Here is a 21,861-nt window from a genome sequence, read left to right on the forward strand (position 1 = left end):
GCACTGATGATTGTTTATCGCACACCGAGTGTAGCAATGCGGTCTTGCACCGGTCAACAAAAAAACGCCTATCGAACACGCGGCCTGCATTAAAATCATGGCATGCCCAAGACTACCAAATCCAACGAAGCACAGGTGCAGCACGAGAAGGAGGACGCGCAAGAGCGCGAACCCACCATCTCCGAGCAGATCGATGCGCTGACCGATCCCAGTTTCATGACCTCGCTGGCGCGCGGCCTGGCCGTGCTGCAGGCCTTCAGCGATTCGCGCAAGCCGCAAACCATCGCCAACATCAGCCAGAAGACCGGCATACCGCGCGCGGCCGTGCGCCGCTGCCTGCACACGCTGCGCGAACTTGGCTACGTGGACGCGGAGCTGAACAACTTCTCGCTGCGGCCCAAGGTGCTCACGCTGGGCTACTCCTACCTGTCGTCCACGCCGCTCACGGTATCGGCCCAGCCCTATTTGAACAGCATCAGCCGCGCGCTGAACGAATCGAGCTCGCTGGCGGTGCTGGACGAAGGCGAAGTGCTCTACGTGGCCCGCGCGGCCACCTCGCGCGTGATGTCGGTGGCGCTCAACACCGGCAGCCGCCTGCCCGCCTACTGCACCTCGCTGGGCCGCGTGATGCTGGCCTACCTGCCGGCCAAGGAGCTGGACCAGTATCTTGCCACCACGCGCTTGCGCCCGATGACGGAAAACACCGTGGTCAACCAGAAGCGCCTGCGCGACATCCTGGCCGGGGTGCGCCAGGCCGGCTACGCCATCAACGACGAGGAGCTGGAACTGGGCCTGCGCTCCATCGCCGTGCCGGTGCGCGGCGCCTCGGGCACGGTGCTGGCGGCGCTCAACGTCGGCGCCCAGGCTTCGCGCGTCAGCGTGCGGCAGCTGGAAACGGAGTTCCTGCCGGTGCTGCTGCGCGGCGCCCAGGAACTCTCCATCCTGCTGCCTTAGGCCGGTCAGAAGTGGTGGCGCAGGCCGGCCATCACGCCGTTCTGCGTCATCCCCACGCCCACCGTGCCGCCGGCATCCAGCGCCACGGCGGAGGCGCCGGAATTCTTCATGCGGCCCAGCGCCCCATACACGGCGGTGCGCTTGGACAGGAAATAAGTCAGGCGGCCCACCAGCATGCTCACGTCCGAGGCGCTGTTCTTGGTGTCGCGGCGGGCCACCTGCACGTCGAAGGTGGTCAGCGGCGTAACCGGGTAGCTCACGCCCAGGTAATACAGGTCGGATTCGCTCAGGCCCGTGGCCGCGCGCGTGGTGCGGTCCACCACGCCGGCGCCGATCTTGGCCTGCCCCACTTTCACATAGCCGTTCAAGGTGACGCGCCTGTCGCTGTTGGCGCTGCTGGTCAGCCCGCCGGCCGCGCCGGTGTTCCCGTACAGGATGTCGTACGAGGTATTCAGGCCATACTCCGCCGTCTCGTAGCCGAACAGGCCCGTCACCTGGCGGCAGGCCTTCGAATTGCCGGGTGTCTCGCCGGGGCAGTTGGTGGCGGCCGGACCGCCCGCCGCCGACGCGTCGCGCCCGGTGCTGTAGGTGGCGCCCACCACGAAGTTGTTGAAGTTGCCCAGGTAGCCCACCGAGTTGTCGCTGCGCGCGTTCGGCAGGTAGGCGTCAATGCTGCCGATGGCGAACAGGTTCGGACCCAGCACGTCCGCCTTGAGCATGGCGATATAGGTCATGTTGATCTGGCGGCCCAGCGTCACCGTGCCGAAAGCGCCCTTCAGGCCCACCGATGCCTGGCGGCCGAAGAGGCGGTTGCCCTGCCCCATGGCGCCGGTGTCCAGCGACAGCCCGCTCTCCAGCGTGAACACCGCCTGCAAGCCACCGCCCAGGTCTTCCGTGCCGCGAAAGCCCAGCCGCGACGGGAAGGAGCCCGTCAGCGACGGCATCTTGGTCATGTTGCCGCCGGCGGCGTTGACATTGGTGGTGTACACCAGGCCGGTATCGACCAGGCCGTATACGGTGACGTTACTCTGCGCCATGGCTGCGGATGCGCCCGCGCCGGCCAGCAGCGCCGCGGCGCAACGGATTGCTTTTTTCATTTACAGTCTCCAGGTTTGGTGTTGCGGTTGTTATTATGTGCTGTGCGATCACCGAACATTCGCTTGTTAATCGCACACAAAGTCGATACTATGGATCAGGCGATACGCTGTCAACAACTACCACCAAGGAGACCGGCATGACCATCAAAAAACTCGTACCCGCTGCCACACTTGCCCTCATTGCGCTGGGCGCAACGGGTGTGCCGATGCCCGCGCTGGCACAGGACACCATCAAGGTCGGCGTGATCGCCGCCTTTTCCGGACCGTTCGCCGAATACGGCAAGCAGATGGAAGGCGGCATCAAGGCCTGGATGGCGCAGAACGGCGCCACGGTGGCTGGCAAGAAGGTCGAGATCATCCTCAAGGACACTACCGGCCCCGCGCCGGAAATCGCCAAGCGGCTGGCGCAGGAACTGGTGGTGCGCGACAAGGTGGACTTCCTGGCCGGCTTCGGCCTCACGCCCGAAGCGCTGGCCGTCGCGCCCGTCGCCGAGCAGGCGAAGAAGCCCATGATCATCATGAACGCGGCCACCTCGGTCATCACCACCAAGTCCAACTACATCGCGCGCTTTTCCATGACGCTGCCGCAGGTGTCGGCGCCCATGGCTACCTGGGCGGCCAGGAACAGCATCAAGAAGGTGGTGACGCTGGTGGCGGACTACGGCCCCGGCATCGACGCCGAAGCGGCCTTCAAGGCGGAACTGGTGAAGGGCGGCGGTACGGTGACCGAAGCGATCCGCGTCCCGCTGCGCAATCCGGAATTCGCGCCCTACATCCAGCGCATCAAGGACGCCAAGCCGGACGCGGTGTTCATCTTCGTGCCGGCCGGCGAGCAAAGCATCGCTTTCATGAAGGGCTACCGCGAGCGCGGCCTGGCCGCAGCCGGCATCAAGGTCATCGCCACCGGCGACCTGACGGACGACCACGTGCTGCCCGCCATGGGCGACGCCACGCTGGGCGTGATCACCACCTTCCACTACTCGGCGGCGCACAAATCGCCCGAGAATGCGGCCTTCCTGAAGAGCTTTGCGGCCGCCAATCCCGGCGCCGGACGGCCCAACTTCATGGCCGTGGCGGCATACGACGGCATGGCCGCCATCTACGAAGTGTCGCGCAAACTGAACGGCAAGATCGACGGCGACCAGGCCATGGCCATCCTGAAGAACCTGCGCATGACCAGCCCGCGCGGCCCGATTTCCATCGACCCGGTCACGCGCGACATCGTGCAGACTGTCTACGTGCGCAAGGTCGAGATGGTGGGAAATGAACCCTACAACGTGGAGTTCGAGCAGTTCGATCATCAGAAGGATCCCGGTAAATAGGCGGCCTGGCCTGCCGTATCTATTTGCAGACGAAGCTGGCGGCGTCCTCGATGCTGCCGCTGCCCGCATACTGCGCCACCTGCGGATAAGGGCACAGCGGCCGGGTGCGCGTGGGCGACCACGCGGCCGGCACGTCGGCATTGGCGCCGCCGGCATTGCCCGGACCGCGCACGCTGGCCACCACGCTGGCCGGCGCCTGGCCCTTCTCCACCCAGTTGACCAGCGGCGTGAGCATGTCGAACTGGTCGGCTGCGGGGCCGCCGGAACAGTGGTTCATGCCCGGCACCCGGAAGAAGCGCGCGAATCCGGATGCGTCGCCGCCGTTCGCGGCGCGCAGATTGTCGTACCAGGCCGTGGTGTCGTCGCTGGAGAAGATCGCGTCGCTGGTGCCGTGGTACACCATCATCTTGGCGCCGCGGTTCTTGACCGTGCTGTAGTCGGCCAGGTGCGGCGGCAGCATGAACGACAGCGCGCTCTCGGTGTAGGTGGCGTCGGTAGCGGCGACCTGCGCCAGCAGCGTGTCGATGTTGGCGCCCAGTGCGAAGCTGGCGCCGTTGAAGCTGGCCGGGTCCACCGGCGGCACTTTCCATATCATGGCCACGGCGCCGGAATCGAGCTGCAATGGGCTGAAGAACTTCCAGAACGCCCAATTGGGCGCGCCCAGGCCGGCATCGTAGGGGAAGCTGGAATAGAACCTGGCTCCGGTGCTGGTGACGGCGCCCGAGAACAGCCGTCCTATCGCCGTCTTCTGCGCCGCGCTCAGGCAGCTGCCGTCGCGCCCCTGTGCGCCGCACACCGGCACGTCGCGCTCCAGGCTGAACGCGGCCTGGCAGGCGGCCGTATCCTGCACCAGCCCGTCCTTGGCGCCGTCAAGCGCATCGCACTTGCCCAGCACGGCGTTCGACACCAGCGTGCGCTCGGCCTGCGTGAAGCCGGTGGCCAGGTCGCCCGGCGTGGTGGCCAGCGCAGCGTAGGCCTGGCCGCCCGCGATATTGGCGATAGCCGCCAGCGGCAGGCGGAAGCCGGGATTGCCCACCAGGTAGCCGTCGAACTGTTCGCCGTAGCGCGCCGCCGCCACCATGGTGTGGCGGCCGCCGTTGGAGCAGCCGCCGAAGTAGGTGCGGTCCGGGCCTTTCCCGTAGGCGGCCTGGATCACGCTCTTGGCCATGGGTGCCAGCTTGCCGGAGGCCTGGTAGCCGTAGTCCAGGCGCGCCTGCGGGTCGAGTCCGAACAGGGGCGTGGCCGCGCCGTGGCCGGCGTCCGAACTGATGACGGCGAAGCCCTGGTTCAACGCGTTGTCCAGCTGGCCGCCGCCGCCCACTTCGCCGGTGGCGGGAACCACGGCGCCGTCAAGGCCGCCGTTGGCCTGGTAGAAGAAGCGGCCGTTCCAGTCCACCGGCAAGCGCATCTCGAAACCGATGGCGTAGCTCTTGCCGTCCACCGGGCTGACGCGCTGGTGCATCGCGCCTTTCACCAGGCAGTGCGCCTGCACCGGTTTGCCCGCCACTGTCAGCACCCCTGCCGCCACCGGCGCGGCGCTGGCGATGGCAGTGTTCGGATAGGTGATCCTGGCGGCCAGGTCGGCGCAGGAGGCCAGCTTGGCACCGCTGGCAGCAGCCAGCTGCGGCAGCGTGACCGCCCCGACAGGGGCGGAGCCGCCGCTATTGCTGCCGCAGGCGGCCAGGGTGGATAAGGTGGCCAGTGAGGCCAGGCCGAGCGCCGCCAGCGGCGCGCCCTTCAAGACACGTCGTTCGATCGTCATGGCGGATCTCCTTAGTTCGGGCTGACGTCGCGCAGTACGGCGATGGGTTCGTTCACCAGCTTGCCGTTGACCTTCTTCACCTCGCGGATATACATGTTCTGCACAATGTCGCGGGTGGCGGGATCGATGCTGATCGGGCCGCGCGGACTATCGCGCTTCATCCCGGACAGCACTTGCATGGCCTTGTCGCCCGTAACGGCGCCGTTCAGCAAACGCACGGCCTCGTAGATCATGCCCATGGTGTCATAGGCCGCCACGGTGACGAAGGTGGCTGGCGGACGGCCCGGGTTGGCAGCGGCGTAGGCTTTCAGGAAGGCCTTGTTGGCCTCGTTGTCCAGCGTGGGCGCGTAATTGAGTACCGTCACCGCGCCCAGCGCGCGGTCGCCCAGCGCATCCAGGGTCGGCGTTTCACTGGTCATGTCGCCCACGCCCAGAAATTTCACCCCGGCCTTGTCCAGGCCCTTGTCGCTGAAGGCCTTCAGCAGGCCGATGCCATCCTCCACACCGGGCGCGAAGAAGAACAGCGCGTCCGGCTTTTCATCCTTGATGCGTTGGATGAAGGGCGAATAGTCGGGATTGGCCAACGGCACGCGGGCCGAGCCCACCACCTTGCCGCCGCCCGCGCTGAAGGTCTTGCTGAAGCGCGCCTCGGCGTCCAGCCCGGTGCTGTAGTCGCTGACCAAGGTGTAGACCTTGCCGATCTTGTTCTTGGCGGTCCAGTCGCCGAAGGGGCCGGTCATCTGGTGCATGGTCATGCTGGTGCGCAGCATATAGGGGGACTTGGCCGTGATGCCATTGGTGACGGCGTTCATCACGATCATCGGCATCTTGGCCTGGGTGGCGATGGGAGCCACGGCCAGGGCGCTGGGCGTAAGCGAGAAGCCGATCAGGAAGCTGACCTTGTCGCGCGTGATGAGCTCCTGCGCCGCGCGCTTTGAATGATCGACATTGGTGCCGCCATCGTCGCGGTAGATGATTTCAATCTTCTTGCCTGCCACCTTGTCGCCGTACTGCTGCATATAGGTCTTGATGCCGTCCTCGAACGGCTTGCCGGTGTTGGCGAACGGGCCGGTAAGCGCCGCAATGACGCCGATGCGGATGGTGTCCTGGGCCTGGGCGGGGCCGGCCATGAGCAATGCGGTGAGTACAGTCGTGAATACTGCGGATTTCATCTTGTCTCCTCGGTGGGCGGGTTTTTTAGGAATTTAGTTATGTTTTATAATGATTATAGGCTATACGTATTTTCGCCACATTGCAAGCATTCGTCGTGGCCTGTGCGCCGCATCTTTGCTAGAATCGGGGCATGACCAAGCAGCCCAAGAAGAAACTCGATTTGATCGACGCCGTCCAGGAGGCGGCTGAACAGCCGCTGGACCAGAGCACGCTACTGGGCCTGGTGGGCTACAACTGCCGGCGGGCCTACATCAACATCATGCCGCTGTTCGAGAAGCGCATGGCGAAGTACCAGCTGCGGCCGGTGGACTTCAGTGTCCTGAGCCTGCTCAAGGCCAATCCCAACATCAACCAGAAGCGACTGTCGGATGCGGTCAACGTGTCGCCGCCCAACCTGGCCATCCTGCTGGACAAGCTGCAGGAGCGCGGGCTGCTGCTGCGGCAGCGCAGCCCGCTGGACCGGCGCTCGCAGACGCTGGTGCTCACGCCCGCAGGGCTGAGCATGTGCACCAAGGCGGAGAAAACCGCCAGCGACCTGGAAGTGGACGCCACCGCCGCGCTCAACGACGCCGAGCGCGAACAGCTCATCAAGCTGCTGCAGAAGATCTACATGCCGTGAGGCTGTTTCAACCCTGCTGCAGCTTCTTCATGCGGTAGGACAGCTGCGGCCGCGTAATGCCCAGCATGCGCGCCGCAGCCGACAGGTTGCCGTCGGCCCGCTTCACCGCTGCCAGTATCAGCGTGCTCTCCAGGTGGTCGAGCGACCAGCCCTGGCCTTGCTCCTGTCCTTGTCCCTGCGCGTGCTCCCGCAGCATGGCAGGCAGCACGTCCAGCAGCGCGCCGCTGCCCGGTGCGCCCGGCGGGTGCGGGTGCGCGGCGTGCCCAGGCGCGGCGGCAGCGCCGCCATGGCTGGTCAGGCGCCCGGTCTGCGCCAGCGAGAAGTAGGACGCCTGCGCTTCCTCGCCGCTGGTGAACAGGTGCGGCAGGTCGATGGGGCCGTCCTCGTCGGCGTAGATGACGCCGCGCTCCACCAGGTTTTGCAGTTCGCGGATGTTGCCCGGGAACTGGTAGTTGAGCAGCGCATCGACCGCGCGCGCCGTGAAGCCGGTGACGCGGCGCTGGTGCTTCTGTCCGTAGTGGCGCATGAAGTAGCCCATCAGCAGCGGGATGTCGTCGCGCCTTTCGCGCAGAGGCGGCAGGCGGATCGGGAACACGTTCAGGCGGAAGAACAGATCCTCCCGGAAGCGTCCCATGCGCACCTCTTCGCGCAAGTCCACATTGGTGGCCGCCACCAGGCGCACGTCAACCTTCACGCTGCGCACGCCGCCCACCCGCTCGATCTCGCCCTCCTGCAGCGCGCGCAGCAGCTTGCCCTGCGCCACCAGGCTGAGCGTGCCGATTTCGTCCAGGAACAGCGTGCCGCCCGAGGCGCGCTCGAAGCGGCCGGGCCGCGATTGGCTGGCGCCGGTGAAGGCGCCGCGCTCCACGCCGAACAGCTCGGACTCGATCAGCGTTTCCGGAATCGCCGCGCAATTGACGGCCACGAAGGGCTGCTCCTTGCGCGCGCCGATCTGGTGCAGCATGTAGGCAAACAGCTCCTTGCCGACGCCCGATTCGCCCGTGAACAGTACCGTGGCAGCGGTGGGCGCCACGCGCTTGAGCATGTGGCAGGCCGCGTTGAAAGCCGACGACACGCCCACCATCTCCTTCTCGCCATAAGTACGCCCGTCGTCGCCCGGCAGCTCCGCCGCCTGCTGGTGCTGGCCCGGGCCGCCATATGCCGTGGTGCTGACAAACGACTCCGCGTTCAGGAAGCGCAGGTCTTCCTCCACGTTGTCCCACTCGTCGGCCGGCTTGCCGATCAGGCGGCAATGCGTGTGGCCCATGGAGGTGCACTCCACTTCGCGGTAGATGGTCAGCCGCCCTATCATGGCGCTGGTGTAGCCGATGGCGTAGCCGGTCTGCATCCAGCACGCGGGCTCGGTGCCGATGCCGAAATCGGCGGTGTGCACTTCAGCCTCGCTGGAGTGGTGCCACAGGAACTCGCCGTGGTAGGTGCCGCGCTCGAAGTCGAATTCGAAGTGCAGCGGCTCCACCTTCACCGCGCCCTCCAGAGAATGCATGCGCGGCCCGGCGGCGAACAGGGACCCTGGTTCAGCGTCCGGCCAGCGCTCGCGCAGCAGCTGCGCGTCGCGCGCGCCGGCCGAATAGCCGACCCGCGTCAGCAGGCCGCGCGTGCGCTCGGCGCCTATGCTCTCCAGCAGCTCGCGCCGCAGCGCGCCCAGCGAGGTGGTATGCAGCAGCTGCATGCGCTGGCCATTGAGCCAGATGCGCCCGTCGCCCGGGGCAAAGTGCAGGCTTTGCGTCAGGTCTTCCAGCGAGGGCGCGGCGCCGGCATTGAGGTGCTCACTGTCGCCATGCTGCAGCATCCTGCCGCTCGCGCGCGACATCTCCGCCAGCGATACGCGATGGGGTTTGCTCATGTCTCCGCCTCTTTGTGTTTTACCAAATCATACATCGGTAATCACAGCATTTGATCATTTCATCAATCGGCGGCCCGTCCTTTTGTTTGGTGCGCCGCGCCACGCTGGCCGCGAAACAGCGGCGTCCTCATAGCAAAGACACCATGTGCTGCGCCGCAGCGGCGCGCTCCCGCGCCGAGCTGGCACGCAACTTGTAATAGCTAAGGCAAGAACGGCAAGCGGTGTGACGAACCGACTTCCCCACCACCTTTCAACGACAGGAGACAGCATGACTGACGCAACTGCGCTTTTGCGCCCTGCGGTCTGGCAGGACCGCATCTTCAACGGCGGCTGGATCAGCGCCCACGGCGGCACCCATATCTTCACCGAACCGGCCACCGGCGAGCAGCTGGGCCGCGTCGGCCTGGCCAACGCGGACGACGTAGCGCGCGCAGCCGCCGAAGCGCGCGCCGCCCAGCCGGCATGGGCCGCCAGCGACTACAAGGAACGCGCCGCCATCTTCCGCCGCGCCGCCGCCGTCATCGCGGAACACCACGACGAACTGGCCACCTGGATCGTGCGCGAGACCGGCGCCATCCGGCCCAAGGCGGACCTGGAACTGCGCGAGGCCACCGCCCACCTGCAGGAAGCCGCCGCCATGCTGACCCAGCCCAAGGGCCAGCTGCTCGCTTCGCCCAGCGGCCAGATGAGCATAGCGCGGCGCGTACCGCACGGGGTAGTGGGCGTGATCTCACCCTTCAACTTCCCGCTCATCCTTTCCATCCGCTCGATCGCACCGGCACTCGCCACCGGCAACGCCGTGGTCCACAAGCCGGACCTGCAGACTCCCATCAGCGGCGGCGTGCTGATCGCCCGCATCTTCGAGGCAGCCGGCCTGCCCGAGGGCGTGCTGCACGTACTGCCCGGCGCCGCCGAGGCGGGCCAGGCCATGTGCAGCCATCCCGGCATCGCCATGATCGCCTTCACCGGGTCCACCGCCGTGGGCCGCAGCATCGGCGAACTCGCGGGCCGCAACCTGAAGAAGATGTCGCTGGAACTGGGCGGCAAAAACTCCCTGATCGTACTGGACGACGCCGATCCCGACGTGGCCGCCGCCAACGTGGCCTGGGGCGCCTATCTGCACCAGGGCCAGATCTGCATGGCCGCCGGCCGCATCCTGCTCCAGCGCGGCATCGCGGACGCCGTGATCGAGCGCGTGGTGGCCAAGGCCAGGGCGCTGCCGGTGGGCGATCCGATGAGCGGCAAGGTGGCGCTCGGCCCGCTGATCAGCGCGCGCCAGGTGCAGCGCCTGCACGCCATCGTCGAGGACAGCATAGCCGCCGGCGCCACGCTGCTGGCCGGCGGCACCTATGACCGCCAGTACTATCAGCCCACCGTACTGGCCGGCGTACGGCCCGGCATGCGTTGCTTCGAGGAAGAGCTGTTCGGCCCCGTGGCATCGGTCACCGTGTTCGACACCGACCAGGAAGCCATCGCACTGGCCTCGGCCACCACCGGCTGCCTGGCCCTGGGCGTCATTTCGCCGTCACTGGCGCGCGCCATGCACATCGCCGACCGCGTACCGGCCGGCCACGTCCACATCAACGACCAGACCGTCCTGGCCGAAGCGCATGCGCCCTTCGGCGGCGGCGGCACATCGGGCAACGGAGGCCGACACGGTGGCACTGCCGACTGGGACGAGTTCACCCAGTGGCAATGGATGACGGTGAAAACCGAGGCGCCGCGCTACCCGTTCTGAGAACAGACCACACCCACCAGGAGAACACATGAGATTGCAGAACAAGACCGTCGTCGTTACCGGCGCCGCATCCGGCATCGGCGCAGAAGTGGCGCGCCTGGCGCGCTTCGAGGGCGCCACCGTCATCGGCATGGACCGCAACGAAGCGGGGCTGACGCTGGACGCCTTCATCGCCGTGGACATGGCCTCCACCGCCAGCATCGACGCCGCCATCGGCCAGCTGCCGCAGCGGGTGGACGCGCTGTGCAATATCGCCGGCGTACCCGGCACCGCCGACCCGGCACTGCTGGCCAAGGTGAACTACCTGGGCCTGCGCCACCTGACCGAAGCCGTGCTGCCGCGCATGCCGGCCGGCGCCGCCATCGTCAACGTCTCCTCCATCCTGGGCGCCGACTGGCCGCAGCGCGTGGCGCTGCACAAGCAGCTTGCCGCGGTGAACGGCTTTGCCGAGGGCCAGGCCTGGCTGGACGCGCACCCGGTGCCAGCCGACACCTGCTACCAGTACTTCAAGGAAGCGCTGATCGTCTGGACCGCCGCGCAGTCGCAGAAATGGTTCCTGGCCCATTCGGTGCGCATGAACTGCGTGGCGCCGGGCCCGGTGTTCACGCCCATCCTGGGCGACTTCGTCTCCATGCTGGGGCAGGAACGCGTGCAGCGCGACGCCCACCGCATGAAGCGCCCGGCTTATGCCGACGAAGTGGCAGCCGCCATCGCCTTCCTGTGCAGCGACGACGCGCGCTGGATCAGCGGCGTCAACCTGCCGGTCGACGGGGGGCTGGCGTCCACCTTTATTTGATTTTTCGGTCTGCCGAGGATCCGCCCAGCCGCGCGTCAGCGGCCATATAACTAAAACGAGGAGACACCATGCAAGCGAACAAGCGCCTGAGCCCGACCCTGCTGGCCCTGGCCGTGGCGGCCGCCCTGCCCGCCGTCCACGCCCACGAGTTCCAGACCGAGAACCCCGAACTCAAGATCAGCTGGAACAACACCTTCAAGTACAGCGCGGCCTACCGCCTCAAGGACGCCGATGCGGGCCTGCTGGCCGGCGGCTATCCCTCGGCCGGCCCGGGCGACTTCACCGGCTATAACCTGGACGACGGCAACCAGAACTTCCGCAACAAGGGCATCGTCTCCAGCCGCATCGACTGGCTCTCCGAGTTCGACGCCGGCACCCGCACCCTGGGCTTGCGCATCAGTGCCGCCGGCTGGTACGACAGCGTCTACAACCGCAGCAACGACAACGGCTCCTTCACCAGCAACGCCGTCACCCTGGCAGGCCAGGCCGGCAACAGCTTCCCCAAGGGCACGCGCCTGCTGCACGGCCGCGACGCCGAACTGCTGGACGCCTTCGTCTTCGCCAAGGGCAGCCTGGGCGAACTGCCGGGCACCGTGCGCGTGGGCCGCCACACCCTGCAGTACGGCGAAAGCCTGTTCTTCGGCGCCAACGGCATCGCCAACGCGCAGGGTCCGGTGGACCTGGTCAAGCTGCTCAGTGTCCCGGGCGCGCAGTTCAAGGAGATCCTGCGTCCGGTGAACCAAGTGTCGGGCCAGCTGCAGGTGCTGCCCAATGTATCCATCGGTGGCTACTACCAGTTCGAATGGCGCCCCACCCGGATCCCGGGCGCGGGCAGCTACCTCAGTTCCTACGACGCGGCGGGCGCCGGCGCCACCGCCTTCCTGGTGGCCCCCACCAACAGCGGCGCACCTGCCTTCCTCACCATCCCGCACATGAAGGCGAAGAACTCGGGCCAGGGCGGCCTGCAGCTCAAATACACGCCCACCGGTTCGGACGTGGAATACGGCTTCTACGCAGCGCGCTACCACGACAAGACGCCCTACTTCTACCTGGGCTTCGCGCCTTCGTTCCCGCCCGGCGCGCCGTCCACCGTGCAGGCCGTGTACGCCGAGGGCGTGCGCACCTTCGGCGCCAGCGCCAGCACCGTGCTGCTGGGCGCGAACGTGGCGGCGGAAGTGTCCGTCCGCCGCAATACGCCGCTGGTGAGCGACCCCACGCCCAATTTCCTGTCGCGCGCCGGCGTGGGCAGCTTCGCCAACAACAGCGGCAATCCGGCTTACGCAGTGGGCAATACGGCGCACGTGAACCTGTCGGCCATCTACGTCATGCCGACCAATCCCTTCTTCCAGGGCGCATCGCTGCTGGGCGAGCTGGCCTGGAACCGCGCCACCAGCGTGGCTTTCCAGGGCTCGCTCGACCCCAACACCACGCGCGACGCCACCTCGGCCCGCGTGATTTTTGAGCCGGCCTACTACCAGGTGATGGATGGCCTGGACATCTCCATTCCCATCGGCGTCGGCTACAACATCGACGGCCGCTCGCGCGCGGTGTTCAACTTCAACGGCGGCAGCTCACACGGCGGCGACTTCAATATCGGCGTCAACGCCACCTACCACCAGGACTGGAAGTTCGGCATCAGCTACGTGCGCTTCCTGGGCTCCAGCGGCACCTTCCTGAAGAACAATCCGGCCACCAATATGCCCATGCTGAGCTACGCGCAGTCGCTGGCCGACCGCAACTACATCTCCTTCAACATCAAACGCGCATTCTGAGGACAAGACCATGAAGACAACCCTGACTTTCGCCGCTGCCGCCCTGTCGCTGGCCTTCGCCCTGCCGCACGCCGGCGCCGCCGTCACGCCCGACGAAGCGGCCAGGCTGCGCTCCGCCCTGACGCCGCTGGGCGCCGAAAAGGCCGGCAACAAGGAGGGCACCATCCCGGCCTGGGAAGGCGCTTACGCCAAGGTGCCGGCCGGTTTCAAGGCCGGCGACTTCCGCGCCGATCCTTTCGCCGGCGAGAAGCCGGTACTGGCCATCACCGGCAAGAACGTGGACCAGCACGCCGCCAAGCTGTCCGCCGCCACCGTGGCGCTGCTGAAGAAGTATCCCGACTACCGGCTGGACGTCTATCCCACCCACCGCACCGGCGGCGCGCCGGGCTGGGTGTACGACAACACCTTCAAGAACGCCACCCGCGCCAAGTCCATCGACGGCGGCTTCGGCGTGGAGGGCGCGTTCGGCGGCATTCCCTTCCCGATTCCGAAGACCGGCTACGAAGCGCTGATGAACCACCGCCTGGCCTGGACCGGCGAGACCGCCGTGTTCCCGCTGCGCACCGTCATCGTCACGCCGGACGGCAAGCGCGCCACCGCCACCGAAGCCGAGCAGACCATCATGCGGCCCTACTACTTCAAGGAAGGCAGCCTGGAAAAGTTCGACGGCGTGTACCAGTTCGGGCGCCTGATCACGCGCGCGCCCGCCTCCAAGGCAGGCGAAGGCATCCTGGTCCATGACGGCATCAGCGAAGCGCAGCCGCGCGCCATCTGGCAGTACCTGGTCGGCCAGCGCCGCGTGCGCCGCGCGCCTTCGGTGTCCTACGACACGCCGGATTCGGTTACCTCGGGCATCGGCCTGTTCGATGAGGCCTTCATGCTGTTCGGGCCTGTGGACCACCATGAGCTCAAGCTGATCGGCAAGAAGGAGATGTACATCCCGTATAACAACAACCGCGCCGCCTCGGCCAGGATCAGCGACCTGGTTGGCCCGCAGTTCCTCAATCCGGACCTGGTGCGCTGGGAACTGCACCGTGTGTGGGAAGTGGAAGCGAGCCTGGTGCCGGGCAAGCGCCACGTGGTGGCCAAGCGCCGCTACTACCTGGACGAGGATACCTGGCAGATCATCCTGGTGGACGGCTACGACGCGCAGGGCCAGATCTGGCGCGGCAACTACACCCTGACGCTGCTGGCGCCGGACGTACCGGCCGTGGTGGGCAACGTCATGTGGGGCACCTACAACGTGCAGACCGGCGCCTATCTGCTGAACGAAGCCTCCAATGAGCTGCAGTCGCAGTACAAGATGATTCCGCGCCTGCCGGCCAGCTACTTCGGGCCCGAGGAACTGGCCAACCAGGGGTCGCGCTAAGTGAAGGGGCTTGCGATGAGCAGACTGAATCCTGGCGCGGGCTCGCAGCCGGCAGCGCAAGCTGCACCGGCACTGTCAACGGCGCCGGCGCGGGCACGGGCGGCGGCGGAGTGGCTGCTGGCAGCCCTTGCCGCATGCGGCACGCTGTGGGCGCCGCCCGGCGCATGGGCCGGCGACGCGCACGACGCCAGCGCAGGCGGCGTGCCCGCCGTGGCAACTGCGCCCGCAGCGGCTGGCGGGGCCAAATCGGCTGGCCCGTCCGGCGCGGCGGCATCGGCTGGCGCGTCCGGCGTGACTGCTTCGGCCGGCCCGGCGGCATTGCGGCAGCCCGCGCTGGTGACGCCCAAGGCGCTGCACGCCGCCATGCTGGCGGTGGCCAGCGCCGGCCAGCGGCTGGTGGCCGCCGGCGAACGCGGCACCATACTGTACTCGGACGATGCGGGCGCCACCTGGCGGCAGGCGAACGTGCCGGTCAGCGTCAGCCTCACGGCGCTGCAGTTTATCGACGCCAAACAGGGCTGGGCAGTCGGCCACCAGGGTGTCGTGCTGCACAGCGCCGACGGCGGCGCCACCTGGAGCAAGCAGCTGGACGGCATCCGCGCCGCCCAGCTTGCGCTCCAGGCAGCGGAAGCCGCCCCCGGCCCGCAACAGGAGCGCGCCCTGGCAGACGCCCGGCGCCTGGTGGACGACGGTCCGGACAAGCCCTTCCTGGACGTCTGGTTCGACAGCCCGCGCAATGGCTACGTGCTGGGCGCCTACAACCTGCTGTTCAAGACCGCAGACGGCGGCGCCAGCTGGCAACCATGGCAGGACCGCGCGGCCAATCCCAAGGGCCTGCACCTGTACGCCATGCGCGGCGCGGGCGGGGCACTGTACCTGGCCGGCGAACAGGGCCTGCTGCTGCGTTCCACCGACCAGGGCGAAAGCTTCACCGCACTCGCCCCGCCGTACAAAGGCAGCTACTTCGGGCTGCTGGCCGCGCGCGGCGGCGCACTGCTTGCCTTCGGCCTGCGCGGCAACGCCTGGCGCTCGGCCGACCGGGGCGACAGCTGGAGCAAGGTCGACACCGGCGTGCAGGCCGCGCTGGCCGGCGGCACGGAGCTGCCCGACGGCACCCTGGTGCTGGTCAGCCAGGCCGGCGACGTGCTGCTCAGCCGCGACCAGGGCCGCAGCTTCGCCATCCAGGCCGGACCCGCGATGCCAGCCGCCTTGCCGCTTGCCGCCGTCGCCCAGGCGCGGGACGGCGCGCTCGTGCTGGCCGGGCTGCGCGGCCTGCGCCGCGTGCCGCCGCCCGGCCCACCCGCACCCGCACCGGCGCCGCCGGCGCCCGCGCAATAGCGCCCCCCTCCACACACACGGTTGAAACATCATGCATACAGACCAAGATTTGGAACAACAGCCGGTGGTGAAACGGCTGCAGGACTTCGACACCGCATCGGGCAACCTGGGCGAGCGCGCACTGTTCAACTACCGCCCGCTGGTCATCCTGCTATGCCTGCTGGCGACCATCGTACTGGGCTACCAGGCCACGCGCATCAAGCTCAACGCCAGCTTCGAGAAGATGATCCCCACCGCCCACCCCTACGTGGCCAACTACCTGGCCAACAAGGCGGACCTGAACGGGCTTGGCAACTCGGTGCGCATCGCGGTCGAAGCGGGCGGCGGCAGCATCTATGACCGCAACTACCTCGATACCCTGCAACGCCTGAACGATGAACTGTTCCTGCTGCCCGGCGTGGACCGTCCCTTCATGAAATCGCTGTGGACGCCCAGCACGCGCTGGGCCTCCGTCACTGAGGAAGGCCTGGACGGCGGCACGGTCATCCCCGACGGCTACGACGGCTCGCCCGCCAGCCTGGCGCAGCTGCGCGCCAACGTGGCACGCTCCGGCGAAATCGGCCAGCTGGTGGCGGCGGACTTCAAGTCCAGCATCGTCTTCGTGCCGCTGCTGGACCGCAATCCCCAGACCGGCCAGGCGCTCGACTACGGCGCCCTGTCCGAGCGGCTGGAGCAGATCCGCGCCAAATACGAGAAGGAAGGTGCGCGCATCCACATCACCGGCTTCGCCAAGATCGTCGGCGACCTGATCAACGGCCTGCAGCAGGTGCTGCTGTTCTTCCTGCTGGCCATCGCCATCGCCGGCGCGGTGCTGTTCTGGTACACGCGCTGCTTGCGCAGCACCACGCTGGTGATCCTGTGCTCGCTGGTGGCGGTGCTGTGGCAATGCGGCCTACTGGCCACCCTGGACTACGAGCTCGATCCCTATTCGGTGCTGGTGCCCTTCCTGGTGTTCGCCATCGGCATGAGCCACGGCGCGCAGAAGATGAACGGCATCATGCAGGACGTGGGACGCGGCACGCACCGCGTGGTGGCCGCGCGCTACACCTTCCGCCGCCTGTTCGCCGCCGGCCTCACCGCGCTGCTGTGCGACGCCGTAGGCTTCGCGGTGCTGGTCAGCATCCAGATCAAGGTGATCCAGGACCTGGCCATCGTCGCCAGCATCGGAGTGGCGGTGCTGATCTTCACGAACCTGGTGCTGCTGCCCGTGCTGCTGTCCTACACCGGCGTGAGCGCCAGTGCCGCCGGGCGCAGCCTGCAGGCCGACCACGCCGGTGGCGCCGGCGGCGGGCCGCAGCCCTGGCTGTGGACCTTCCTCGACCGCTTCACCCGGCGCGGCTGGGCCGCCGCTACGGTGGCCGCCAGCGTGCTGCTGGGCGGCATGGGCTATTTGTACAGCCTGAAACTGCAGGTGGGCGACCTCGATCCCGGCGCGCCAGAACTGCGCGCCGACTCGCGCTACAACCGCGACAACGGCTTCATGGTGGCCAACTATGCTGCCAGCTCGGACATCCTGGTGGTGATGATCAAGACCGCGCCCGACCAGTGCACCCGGTACGCCACCCTGGCCAGCGTGGACGCCCTGGCGTGGCAGCTGGAGCAGCTGCCGGGCGTGGACTCCACCAACTCCATGGCGGCGCTGAGCAAGCTGGCCACCACCGGCTACAACGAGGGCAGCTTCAAATGGTATGACCTGATCCCCAACGCCGGCGCGCTGGGCGCGGTACAGACAAGGGCGCCGCGCGAGCTATTCAACCAGGGCTGCTCGCTGCTGTCGCTCTACGTCTACCTGAAGGACCACAAGGCCGCCACGCTGACGCGGGTGGTGGACGCGGTGGAAGCCTACGCCGCCGCCAACAACACGCCGGAAGTGCAGTTCCAGCTGGCCGCCGGCAGCGCCGGCATCGAGGCCGCCACCAACATCGTGGTCAAGCAGGCCATGCGCGACATGCTGTTCTGGGTCTATGGCGCGGTGATCCTGCTGTGCTACGCCACCTTCCGCAGCTGGCGCGCGGTGGCGGTCGCCATCCTGCCGCTGGTGCTCACCTCGATCCTGTGCGAGGTGCTGATGGTGGTGCTGGGCATGGGCGTGAAGGTGGCCACGCTGCCGGTGATCGCGCTGGGCGTGGGCATCGGCGTCGATTACGCGCTCTATGTGTTGAGCGTGATGCTGACCCGCATGCGCGCCGGCGCCAGCCTGTCCGCCGCCTACCTGCACGCGCTGCAGTTCACCGGCCGCGTGGTGATACTCACCGGCGTGACGCTGGCCGTGGCGGTGGCAACCTGGCTATTCTCGCCGATCAAATTCCAGGCCGACATGGGCATCCTGCTGGCCTTCATGTTCCTTTGGAATATGGTTGGCGCGCTGGTGCTGGTGCCGGCGCTGGCCTACTTCCTGATGCCGCAGCCGGCGCCGGCCCGGGCGCAGCCGGCGCATGCCCCCTCCCTCACCCGACAGGAGCAAGCCCACCATGCCTGACTTCGTTCCCCACGCCTCAGGCTCCCTGCGGCGCACAGCACTTGGCGACGTGGTCGGCCGCGCGGACCGCCACCACACCCACGCCTGGCTGGGACTGCCGTATGCTCAGCCGCCGGTCGGCGCCTTGCGCTGGAAGGCGCCGCGTGCGCCGCAGCCCTGGAGCGGCGTGCGCCAGGCCCTAGCCTGCGGAGCGCCCGCCCTGCAGCTTGGCGGCCTCACGCTGGAGCTGCCGCCCAAGCAATGGGGACAGCCGGCCGGCTCCGAAGACTGCCTGACCCTGAACGTGTTCGCCCCGGAGATGACCGCCGAAGAGGCGCAGGCCGCCGCCCTGCCGGTCATGTTCTGGATCCACGGCGGCGCCAATACCGCCGGCACGGCCGCCACCTACACCACCTTGCGCAACCTGGCCGGCCAGGACCGCGTGGTCGTGGTGTCCGCCAACTACCGGCTCGGCATCCTCGGCTGGTTCAGCCTGGATGAACTGGCACAGGATGACGACACCCCGGCTGACCGCTCCGGCAATTTCGGCACGCTGGACCTGGTGGCGGCGCTGCAATGGGTTGGCCGCCACATCACGGCATTCGGCGGCGATCCCGGCAATGTCACTGTGTTCGGCGAGTCCGCCGGAGGCCTGAATACCTACACCCTGCTTGCCAGCCCGCTGGCCAAGGGCCTGTTCCACCGTGCCATCCTGCAGTCGCCGCTCACGGCCAGCTACACCATGGAACAGGCGCGCAACTACGCGGACGACGAAGCTGTCCCGGGCCATGCCCTCAGCTCGCGCGAGCTGCTGTGCGCCTGGCTGCAGCGTGACGGCCGCGCAGCCGACCGCGCAGCGGCCAAGTCGCTGGTCGCCTCCATGCCGCCGGCCAGCATCGCCGCCTACGTGCGCAGCCTGCCGCCGGCCGCGCTGCTGGCGCCCATCACGCCGGGGGCCCTCAGCTTCTACGACGCGCCCTGCGTGCTGCAGGACGGCCACGTGCTGCCCGCCATGCCGCTGCCCCAGGTGTTCACCGACCGCCGCCGCTACAACGCGGTGCCGGTCATCATCGGCACCAACCGCGACGAGTACAAGCTGTTCATGTCCAACAACCCGGACTATGTGCGCATGCTGTTCGGCAGCATCCCGCTGATGCGCAACCGCGCCCGCTACCAGCGCCACGCGGCCTATATGTCGGCCCTGTGGCAGGCCTCCGGCGCGCTGGAGCCGGCCAGCGCCATGGTGGCCTCCGGCCATCCCGACGTCTGGGTCTACCGCTTCGACTGGGACGAGCAGCCCGCCGTGCCCTTCATCGCGCCGCGCGTGCTGCTGGGCGCGGCCCACGTGCTGGACGTCGCCTTCGTGTTCCGCGACCTGGACGGCGAGTTCGATCCCTTCCGCTCCTTCACCGCCGCCAACCTCCTCGGCCGCAAGGAAGTCTCGGACGCCATGGCGGGCTACTGGACCCATTTCGCGCGCCACGGCCAGCCCGGACGGGGCCCAGGCGGCACGCTGCCCGACTGGTGGCGCTGGAGCGCCGACGCCGCCCAGCCGCGCCTGATGCTGTTCGATACCAGCGCCGGCGGCGGCACCCGCATGGTCGCGCACGAGAACAGCCTGGCCACGCTCAAGGCGGCGCTGGCGCAGGACCCCGCGCTGCGCGGCAAGCCGCGCGAGCGCTGCGAGCTGTACGGCCGCATGTTCCTGTGGTCCATCTTCGGCAGCCGGGAGGCGCCGCAGGCGCTGGCGGCCTATGCCCAGGCCCACGGCTACACCGGCCGCACCGACCAGCTACGCCCCAGCTACTGGCCATGAGCATGCGCGCCGACCGGGGATTTTTCCGCAGCTACGAGGACTTGTGGCTGATCGATGGGCTGCGCACGCCCATGGCCGACTACTGCGGTGCCTTCAGCCAGGTATCGCCCACGGACCTCGGCATCAAGGCGGCGCGCGCGGTACTGCGGCGCAGCGGCGTGCCGGCCACGGACATCGGCTCCGTCATCACCGGCAGCATGGCACCGGGCGACTGCTACCAGTACATGCTGCCGCGCCATGTCGGCCTGTACGCCGGCGTGCCGCTGGCGGTGCCGGCCCTGAACGTGCAGCGCGTGTGCGGCACGGGCTTCGAACTGTTCCGCCAGGCGGGCGACCAGATCGCGCTGGGCTATGCGGACGCCGTACTGGTGGTGGGCACCGAATCGATGACGCGCAATCCCATCGCCGCCTTCGGCCACCGCGCCGGCTTCAAGCTGGGCGCGCCGGTGGGCTTCCAGGACTTCCTGTGGGAGGCGCTGACCGATCCGGCCGCCGCCGTCACCATGCCGCAGACGGCGGAAAACCTGGCGCGCAGCTACGGCATCACACGCGCAGAGGTGGACCGCTACGCTGCCCAGTCGCATGCCCGCGCGCTGGAGGCGCGCGCCAGCGGCTTCCACGCCGGGGAGATTGCGGCCGTCGCCAACGAGACTTTCACCCTGGAGGGCTACGCCGACCGCGCCATCCGCCTGCACGGGCCAGTGGCGGAGCTGGCGCAGGACACGCACCCGCGCATTTCGCCGCCGTCCGTGCTGGCCACGCTGCGCCCGCTGTACCCGGACGGCGTGCAAACCGGCGGCAACAGCTGCGCGCTGGCCGACGGCGCGGCCGCCGCCATCGTGGCCTCGGGCGCCTACGCCAGGTCCGGCCAGCACCGCCCGCAGGCGCGCATCGCGGCGGCGGCGGTGGTCGGCGTGCCGCCCAAGATCATGGGCATCGGCCCGGCGCCCGCCATCCGGCTGTTGCTGCAACGCTGCGGCTTGCGCCTGGAGCAGATCGGGCTGTTCGAGATCAATGAAGCGCAGGGCGCGCAGATCCTCGCGGTGGAGCGCGAGCTGGGGCTGGAGCGGGCGCGCCTGAACGTACACGGCGGCGCCATCGCGCTGGGCCACCCGCTGGCGGCCACCGGCGTGCGCCTGGCCGTGACGCTGGCGCGCGCGCTGGACCTGCGGCGCGAACGCTACGGCGTGGCGGCGGCCTGCATCGGCGGCGGCCAGGGCATCGCCCTGCTGCTGGAAAATCCGGACTGGCAGCGCTTACAGCACCATGGCGCTCAGTGAGCGCAACAGCACCCGCAGCTGGCCATGCAGCTCGCTGCGCTGGTCCACGCCCAGTTCTGCCAGCATGGCCTGCTCCAGCTGCGCCACCGCAGCGTGCCCCTGGCGCAGCAAGGCGCTGCCTTCGGCGCTCAGGCGCAAGTGGATGATGCGGCCATGATTCACATCCGCCTGGCGCTCGATCCAGCCGCGCGCTTCCATCGCCTTTACCATTTCATTGGCCGACTGGGGCGAGATCATGGAGCGTTCGGCCAGCTGCGCGTTGGACAGCTGCTGCTGCGTGTCCAGCACGGACAGCGCCGTGTACTGGGCGGCGGTCAGGCCCAGCACACCGAGACTGTCGCGCAGGCGGCGGCTCAGCACGTGGTCGATGCGCCCGATCAGGTAGGCGATGCCGGTGGGCTTGTCGTGCGCGGCGGGCTGGTCTTTTTTCATGGTTTCAACAGAGTTCGAAAGCGTTCAAGAAAGCGCTTGCATTCAAGGCCAAGCAGAATATATTATAAGCC

16 protein-coding genes are annotated in these 21,861 nt (G+C 68.0%); 11 read left to right on the plus strand and 5 right to left on the minus strand.

From position 1 onward, the window contains the following. Positions 1–102 precede the first annotated feature (102 nt). Complete coding sequence (locus tag ASC94_RS02910) at positions 103–954, plus strand: IclR family transcriptional regulator C-terminal domain-containing protein (RefSeq protein ID WP_056390473.1); 852 nt, start codon at positions 103–105, stop codon at positions 952–954. A gap of 5 nt (positions 955–959) precedes the next feature. Here ASC94_RS02910 and ASC94_RS02915 read toward each other — a convergent pair whose 3' ends face one another. Continuing rightward, entirely contained in the window at positions 960–2,051 is a 1,092-nt protein-coding gene (locus tag ASC94_RS02915) for a porin (protein ID WP_056390476.1), read from the minus strand. Positions 2,052–2,188: 137 nt separating this feature from the next. Between ASC94_RS02915 and ASC94_RS02920 the strand changes: the two genes are divergently transcribed. Next, positions 2,189–3,373: an ABC transporter substrate-binding protein gene (locus ASC94_RS02920; protein WP_056390478.1), complete on the plus strand. Its 1,185-nt coding sequence runs from the start codon at positions 2,189–2,191 to the stop codon at positions 3,371–3,373. Between the two features lie 19 nt (positions 3,374–3,392). Here ASC94_RS02920 and ASC94_RS02925 read toward each other — a convergent pair whose 3' ends face one another. After that, positions 3,393–5,135 (minus strand): tannase/feruloyl esterase family alpha/beta hydrolase, encoded by a 1,743-nt coding sequence (locus tag ASC94_RS02925; protein WP_157201257.1) that lies wholly within the window; start codon positions 5,133–5,135, stop codon positions 3,393–3,395. 11 nt (positions 5,136–5,146) lie between these two features. Beyond that, a complete protein-coding gene (locus ASC94_RS02930; protein ID WP_056390480.1) occupies positions 5,147–6,307 on the minus strand; it encodes an ABC transporter substrate-binding protein in 1,161 nt (386 codons plus the stop codon). 131 nt (positions 6,308–6,438) lie between these two features. Between ASC94_RS02930 and ASC94_RS02935 the strand changes: the two genes are divergently transcribed. Continuing rightward, entirely contained in the window at positions 6,439–6,927 is a 489-nt protein-coding gene (locus ASC94_RS02935) for a MarR family winged helix-turn-helix transcriptional regulator (RefSeq protein WP_056390483.1), read from the plus strand. Between the two features lie 7 nt (positions 6,928–6,934). Here the strand turns inward: ASC94_RS02935 and ASC94_RS02940 are convergent, their stop codons facing one another. Beyond that, on the minus strand, positions 6,935–8,791 hold the full coding sequence (locus tag ASC94_RS02940; protein WP_056390486.1) for a sigma-54-dependent Fis family transcriptional regulator: 1,857 nt from the start codon (positions 8,789–8,791) through the stop codon (positions 6,935–6,937). A 268-nt stretch (positions 8,792–9,059) separates the two neighbouring features. Between ASC94_RS02940 and ASC94_RS02945 the strand changes: the two genes are divergently transcribed. The 8 genes from ASC94_RS02945 (at position 9,060) to ASC94_RS02980 (ending at position 21,358) form a co-directional block, all read left to right on the plus strand. Continuing rightward, a complete protein-coding gene (locus ASC94_RS02945) occupies positions 9,060–10,529 on the plus strand; it encodes a benzaldehyde dehydrogenase (RefSeq protein WP_056390491.1) in 1,470 nt (489 codons plus the stop codon). A gap of 28 nt (positions 10,530–10,557) precedes the next feature. Next, a complete protein-coding gene (locus ASC94_RS02950; protein WP_056390494.1) occupies positions 10,558–11,325 on the plus strand; it encodes a coniferyl-alcohol dehydrogenase in 768 nt (255 codons plus the stop codon). 68 nt (positions 11,326–11,393) lie between these two features. Beyond that, positions 11,394–13,097, plus strand: coding sequence for a DUF1302 domain-containing protein (locus ASC94_RS02955; protein ID WP_056390497.1), 1,704 nt, complete (start codon positions 11,394–11,396; stop codon positions 13,095–13,097). A gap of 10 nt (positions 13,098–13,107) precedes the next feature. Further along, positions 13,108–14,466 (plus strand): DUF1329 domain-containing protein, encoded by a 1,359-nt coding sequence (locus ASC94_RS02960; RefSeq protein WP_056390500.1) that lies wholly within the window; start codon positions 13,108–13,110, stop codon positions 14,464–14,466. A gap of 15 nt (positions 14,467–14,481) precedes the next feature. Beyond that, a complete protein-coding gene (locus ASC94_RS02965; RefSeq protein ID WP_082616079.1) occupies positions 14,482–15,804 on the plus strand; it encodes a YCF48-related protein in 1,323 nt (440 codons plus the stop codon). Positions 15,805–15,835: 31 nt separating this feature from the next. Further along, a complete protein-coding gene (locus ASC94_RS02970) occupies positions 15,836–18,283 on the plus strand; it encodes an RND family transporter (protein WP_056390503.1) in 2,448 nt (815 codons plus the stop codon). After that, positions 18,276–20,078 carry a carboxylesterase/lipase family protein gene (locus ASC94_RS02975; protein WP_162251383.1) on the plus strand — a complete coding sequence of 601 codons (1,803 nt, stop codon included), beginning with the start codon at positions 18,276–18,278 and terminating at the stop codon, positions 20,076–20,078. Before ASC94_RS02970 ends, ASC94_RS02975 begins: the two co-directional genes overlap by 8 nt. Next, positions 20,075–21,358 carry a thiolase family protein gene (locus ASC94_RS02980; protein ID WP_056390509.1) on the plus strand — a complete coding sequence of 428 codons (1,284 nt, stop codon included), beginning with the start codon at positions 20,075–20,077 and terminating at the stop codon, positions 21,356–21,358. Before ASC94_RS02975 ends, ASC94_RS02980 begins: the two co-directional genes overlap by 4 nt. Here the strand turns inward: ASC94_RS02980 and ASC94_RS02985 are convergent. After that, entirely contained in the window at positions 21,335–21,790 is a 456-nt protein-coding gene (locus ASC94_RS02985) for a MarR family winged helix-turn-helix transcriptional regulator (RefSeq protein ID WP_056390512.1), read from the minus strand. The genes ASC94_RS02980 and ASC94_RS02985 overlap by 24 nt on opposite strands. Positions 21,791–21,861: the final 71 nt, after the last annotated feature.

The organism is Massilia sp. Root418, from assembly GCF_001425265.1.
Taxonomy (GTDB): domain Bacteria; phylum Pseudomonadota; class Gammaproteobacteria; order Burkholderiales; family Burkholderiaceae_D; genus Rugamonas.

What these genes read in the sequence shown, in the direction of transcription:
- ASC94_RS02940 (WP_056390486.1), bottom strand. Translation starts at nt 8,791, where the DNA reads ATGAGCAAACCCCATCGCGTATCGCTGGCGGAGATGTCGCGCGCGAGC.
- ASC94_RS02985 (WP_056390512.1), bottom strand. Translation starts at nt 21,790, where the DNA reads ATGAAAAAAGACCAGCCCGCCGCGCACGACAAGCCCACCGGCATCGCC.
- ASC94_RS02970 (WP_056390503.1), top strand. Translation starts at nt 15,836, where the DNA reads ATGCATACAGACCAAGATTTGGAACAACAGCCGGTGGTGAAACGGCTG.
- ASC94_RS02980 (WP_056390509.1), top strand. Translation starts at nt 20,075, where the DNA reads ATGAGCATGCGCGCCGACCGGGGATTTTTCCGCAGCTACGAGGACTTG.
- ASC94_RS02925 (WP_157201257.1), bottom strand. Translation starts at nt 5,135, where the DNA reads ATGACGATCGAACGACGTGTCTTGAAGGGCGCGCCGCTGGCGGCGCTC.
- ASC94_RS02960 (WP_056390500.1), top strand. Translation starts at nt 13,108, where the DNA reads ATGAAGACAACCCTGACTTTCGCCGCTGCCGCCCTGTCGCTGGCCTTC.
- ASC94_RS02915 (WP_056390476.1), bottom strand. Translation starts at nt 2,051, where the DNA reads ATGAAAAAAGCAATCCGTTGCGCCGCGGCGCTGCTGGCCGGCGCGGGC.
- ASC94_RS02930 (WP_056390480.1), bottom strand. Translation starts at nt 6,307, where the DNA reads ATGAAATCCGCAGTATTCACGACTGTACTCACCGCATTGCTCATGGCC.
- ASC94_RS02920 (WP_056390478.1), top strand. Translation starts at nt 2,189, where the DNA reads ATGACCATCAAAAAACTCGTACCCGCTGCCACACTTGCCCTCATTGCG.
- ASC94_RS02950 (WP_056390494.1), top strand. Translation starts at nt 10,558, where the DNA reads ATGAGATTGCAGAACAAGACCGTCGTCGTTACCGGCGCCGCATCCGGC.
- ASC94_RS02965 (WP_082616079.1), top strand. Translation starts at nt 14,482, where the DNA reads ATGAGCAGACTGAATCCTGGCGCGGGCTCGCAGCCGGCAGCGCAAGCT.
- ASC94_RS02975 (WP_162251383.1), top strand. Translation starts at nt 18,276, where the DNA reads ATGCCTGACTTCGTTCCCCACGCCTCAGGCTCCCTGCGGCGCACAGCA.
- ASC94_RS02910 (WP_056390473.1), top strand. Translation starts at nt 103, where the DNA reads ATGCCCAAGACTACCAAATCCAACGAAGCACAGGTGCAGCACGAGAAG.
- ASC94_RS02955 (WP_056390497.1), top strand. Translation starts at nt 11,394, where the DNA reads ATGCAAGCGAACAAGCGCCTGAGCCCGACCCTGCTGGCCCTGGCCGTG.
- ASC94_RS02935 (WP_056390483.1), top strand. Translation starts at nt 6,439, where the DNA reads ATGACCAAGCAGCCCAAGAAGAAACTCGATTTGATCGACGCCGTCCAG.
- ASC94_RS02945 (WP_056390491.1), top strand. Translation starts at nt 9,060, where the DNA reads ATGACTGACGCAACTGCGCTTTTGCGCCCTGCGGTCTGGCAGGACCGC.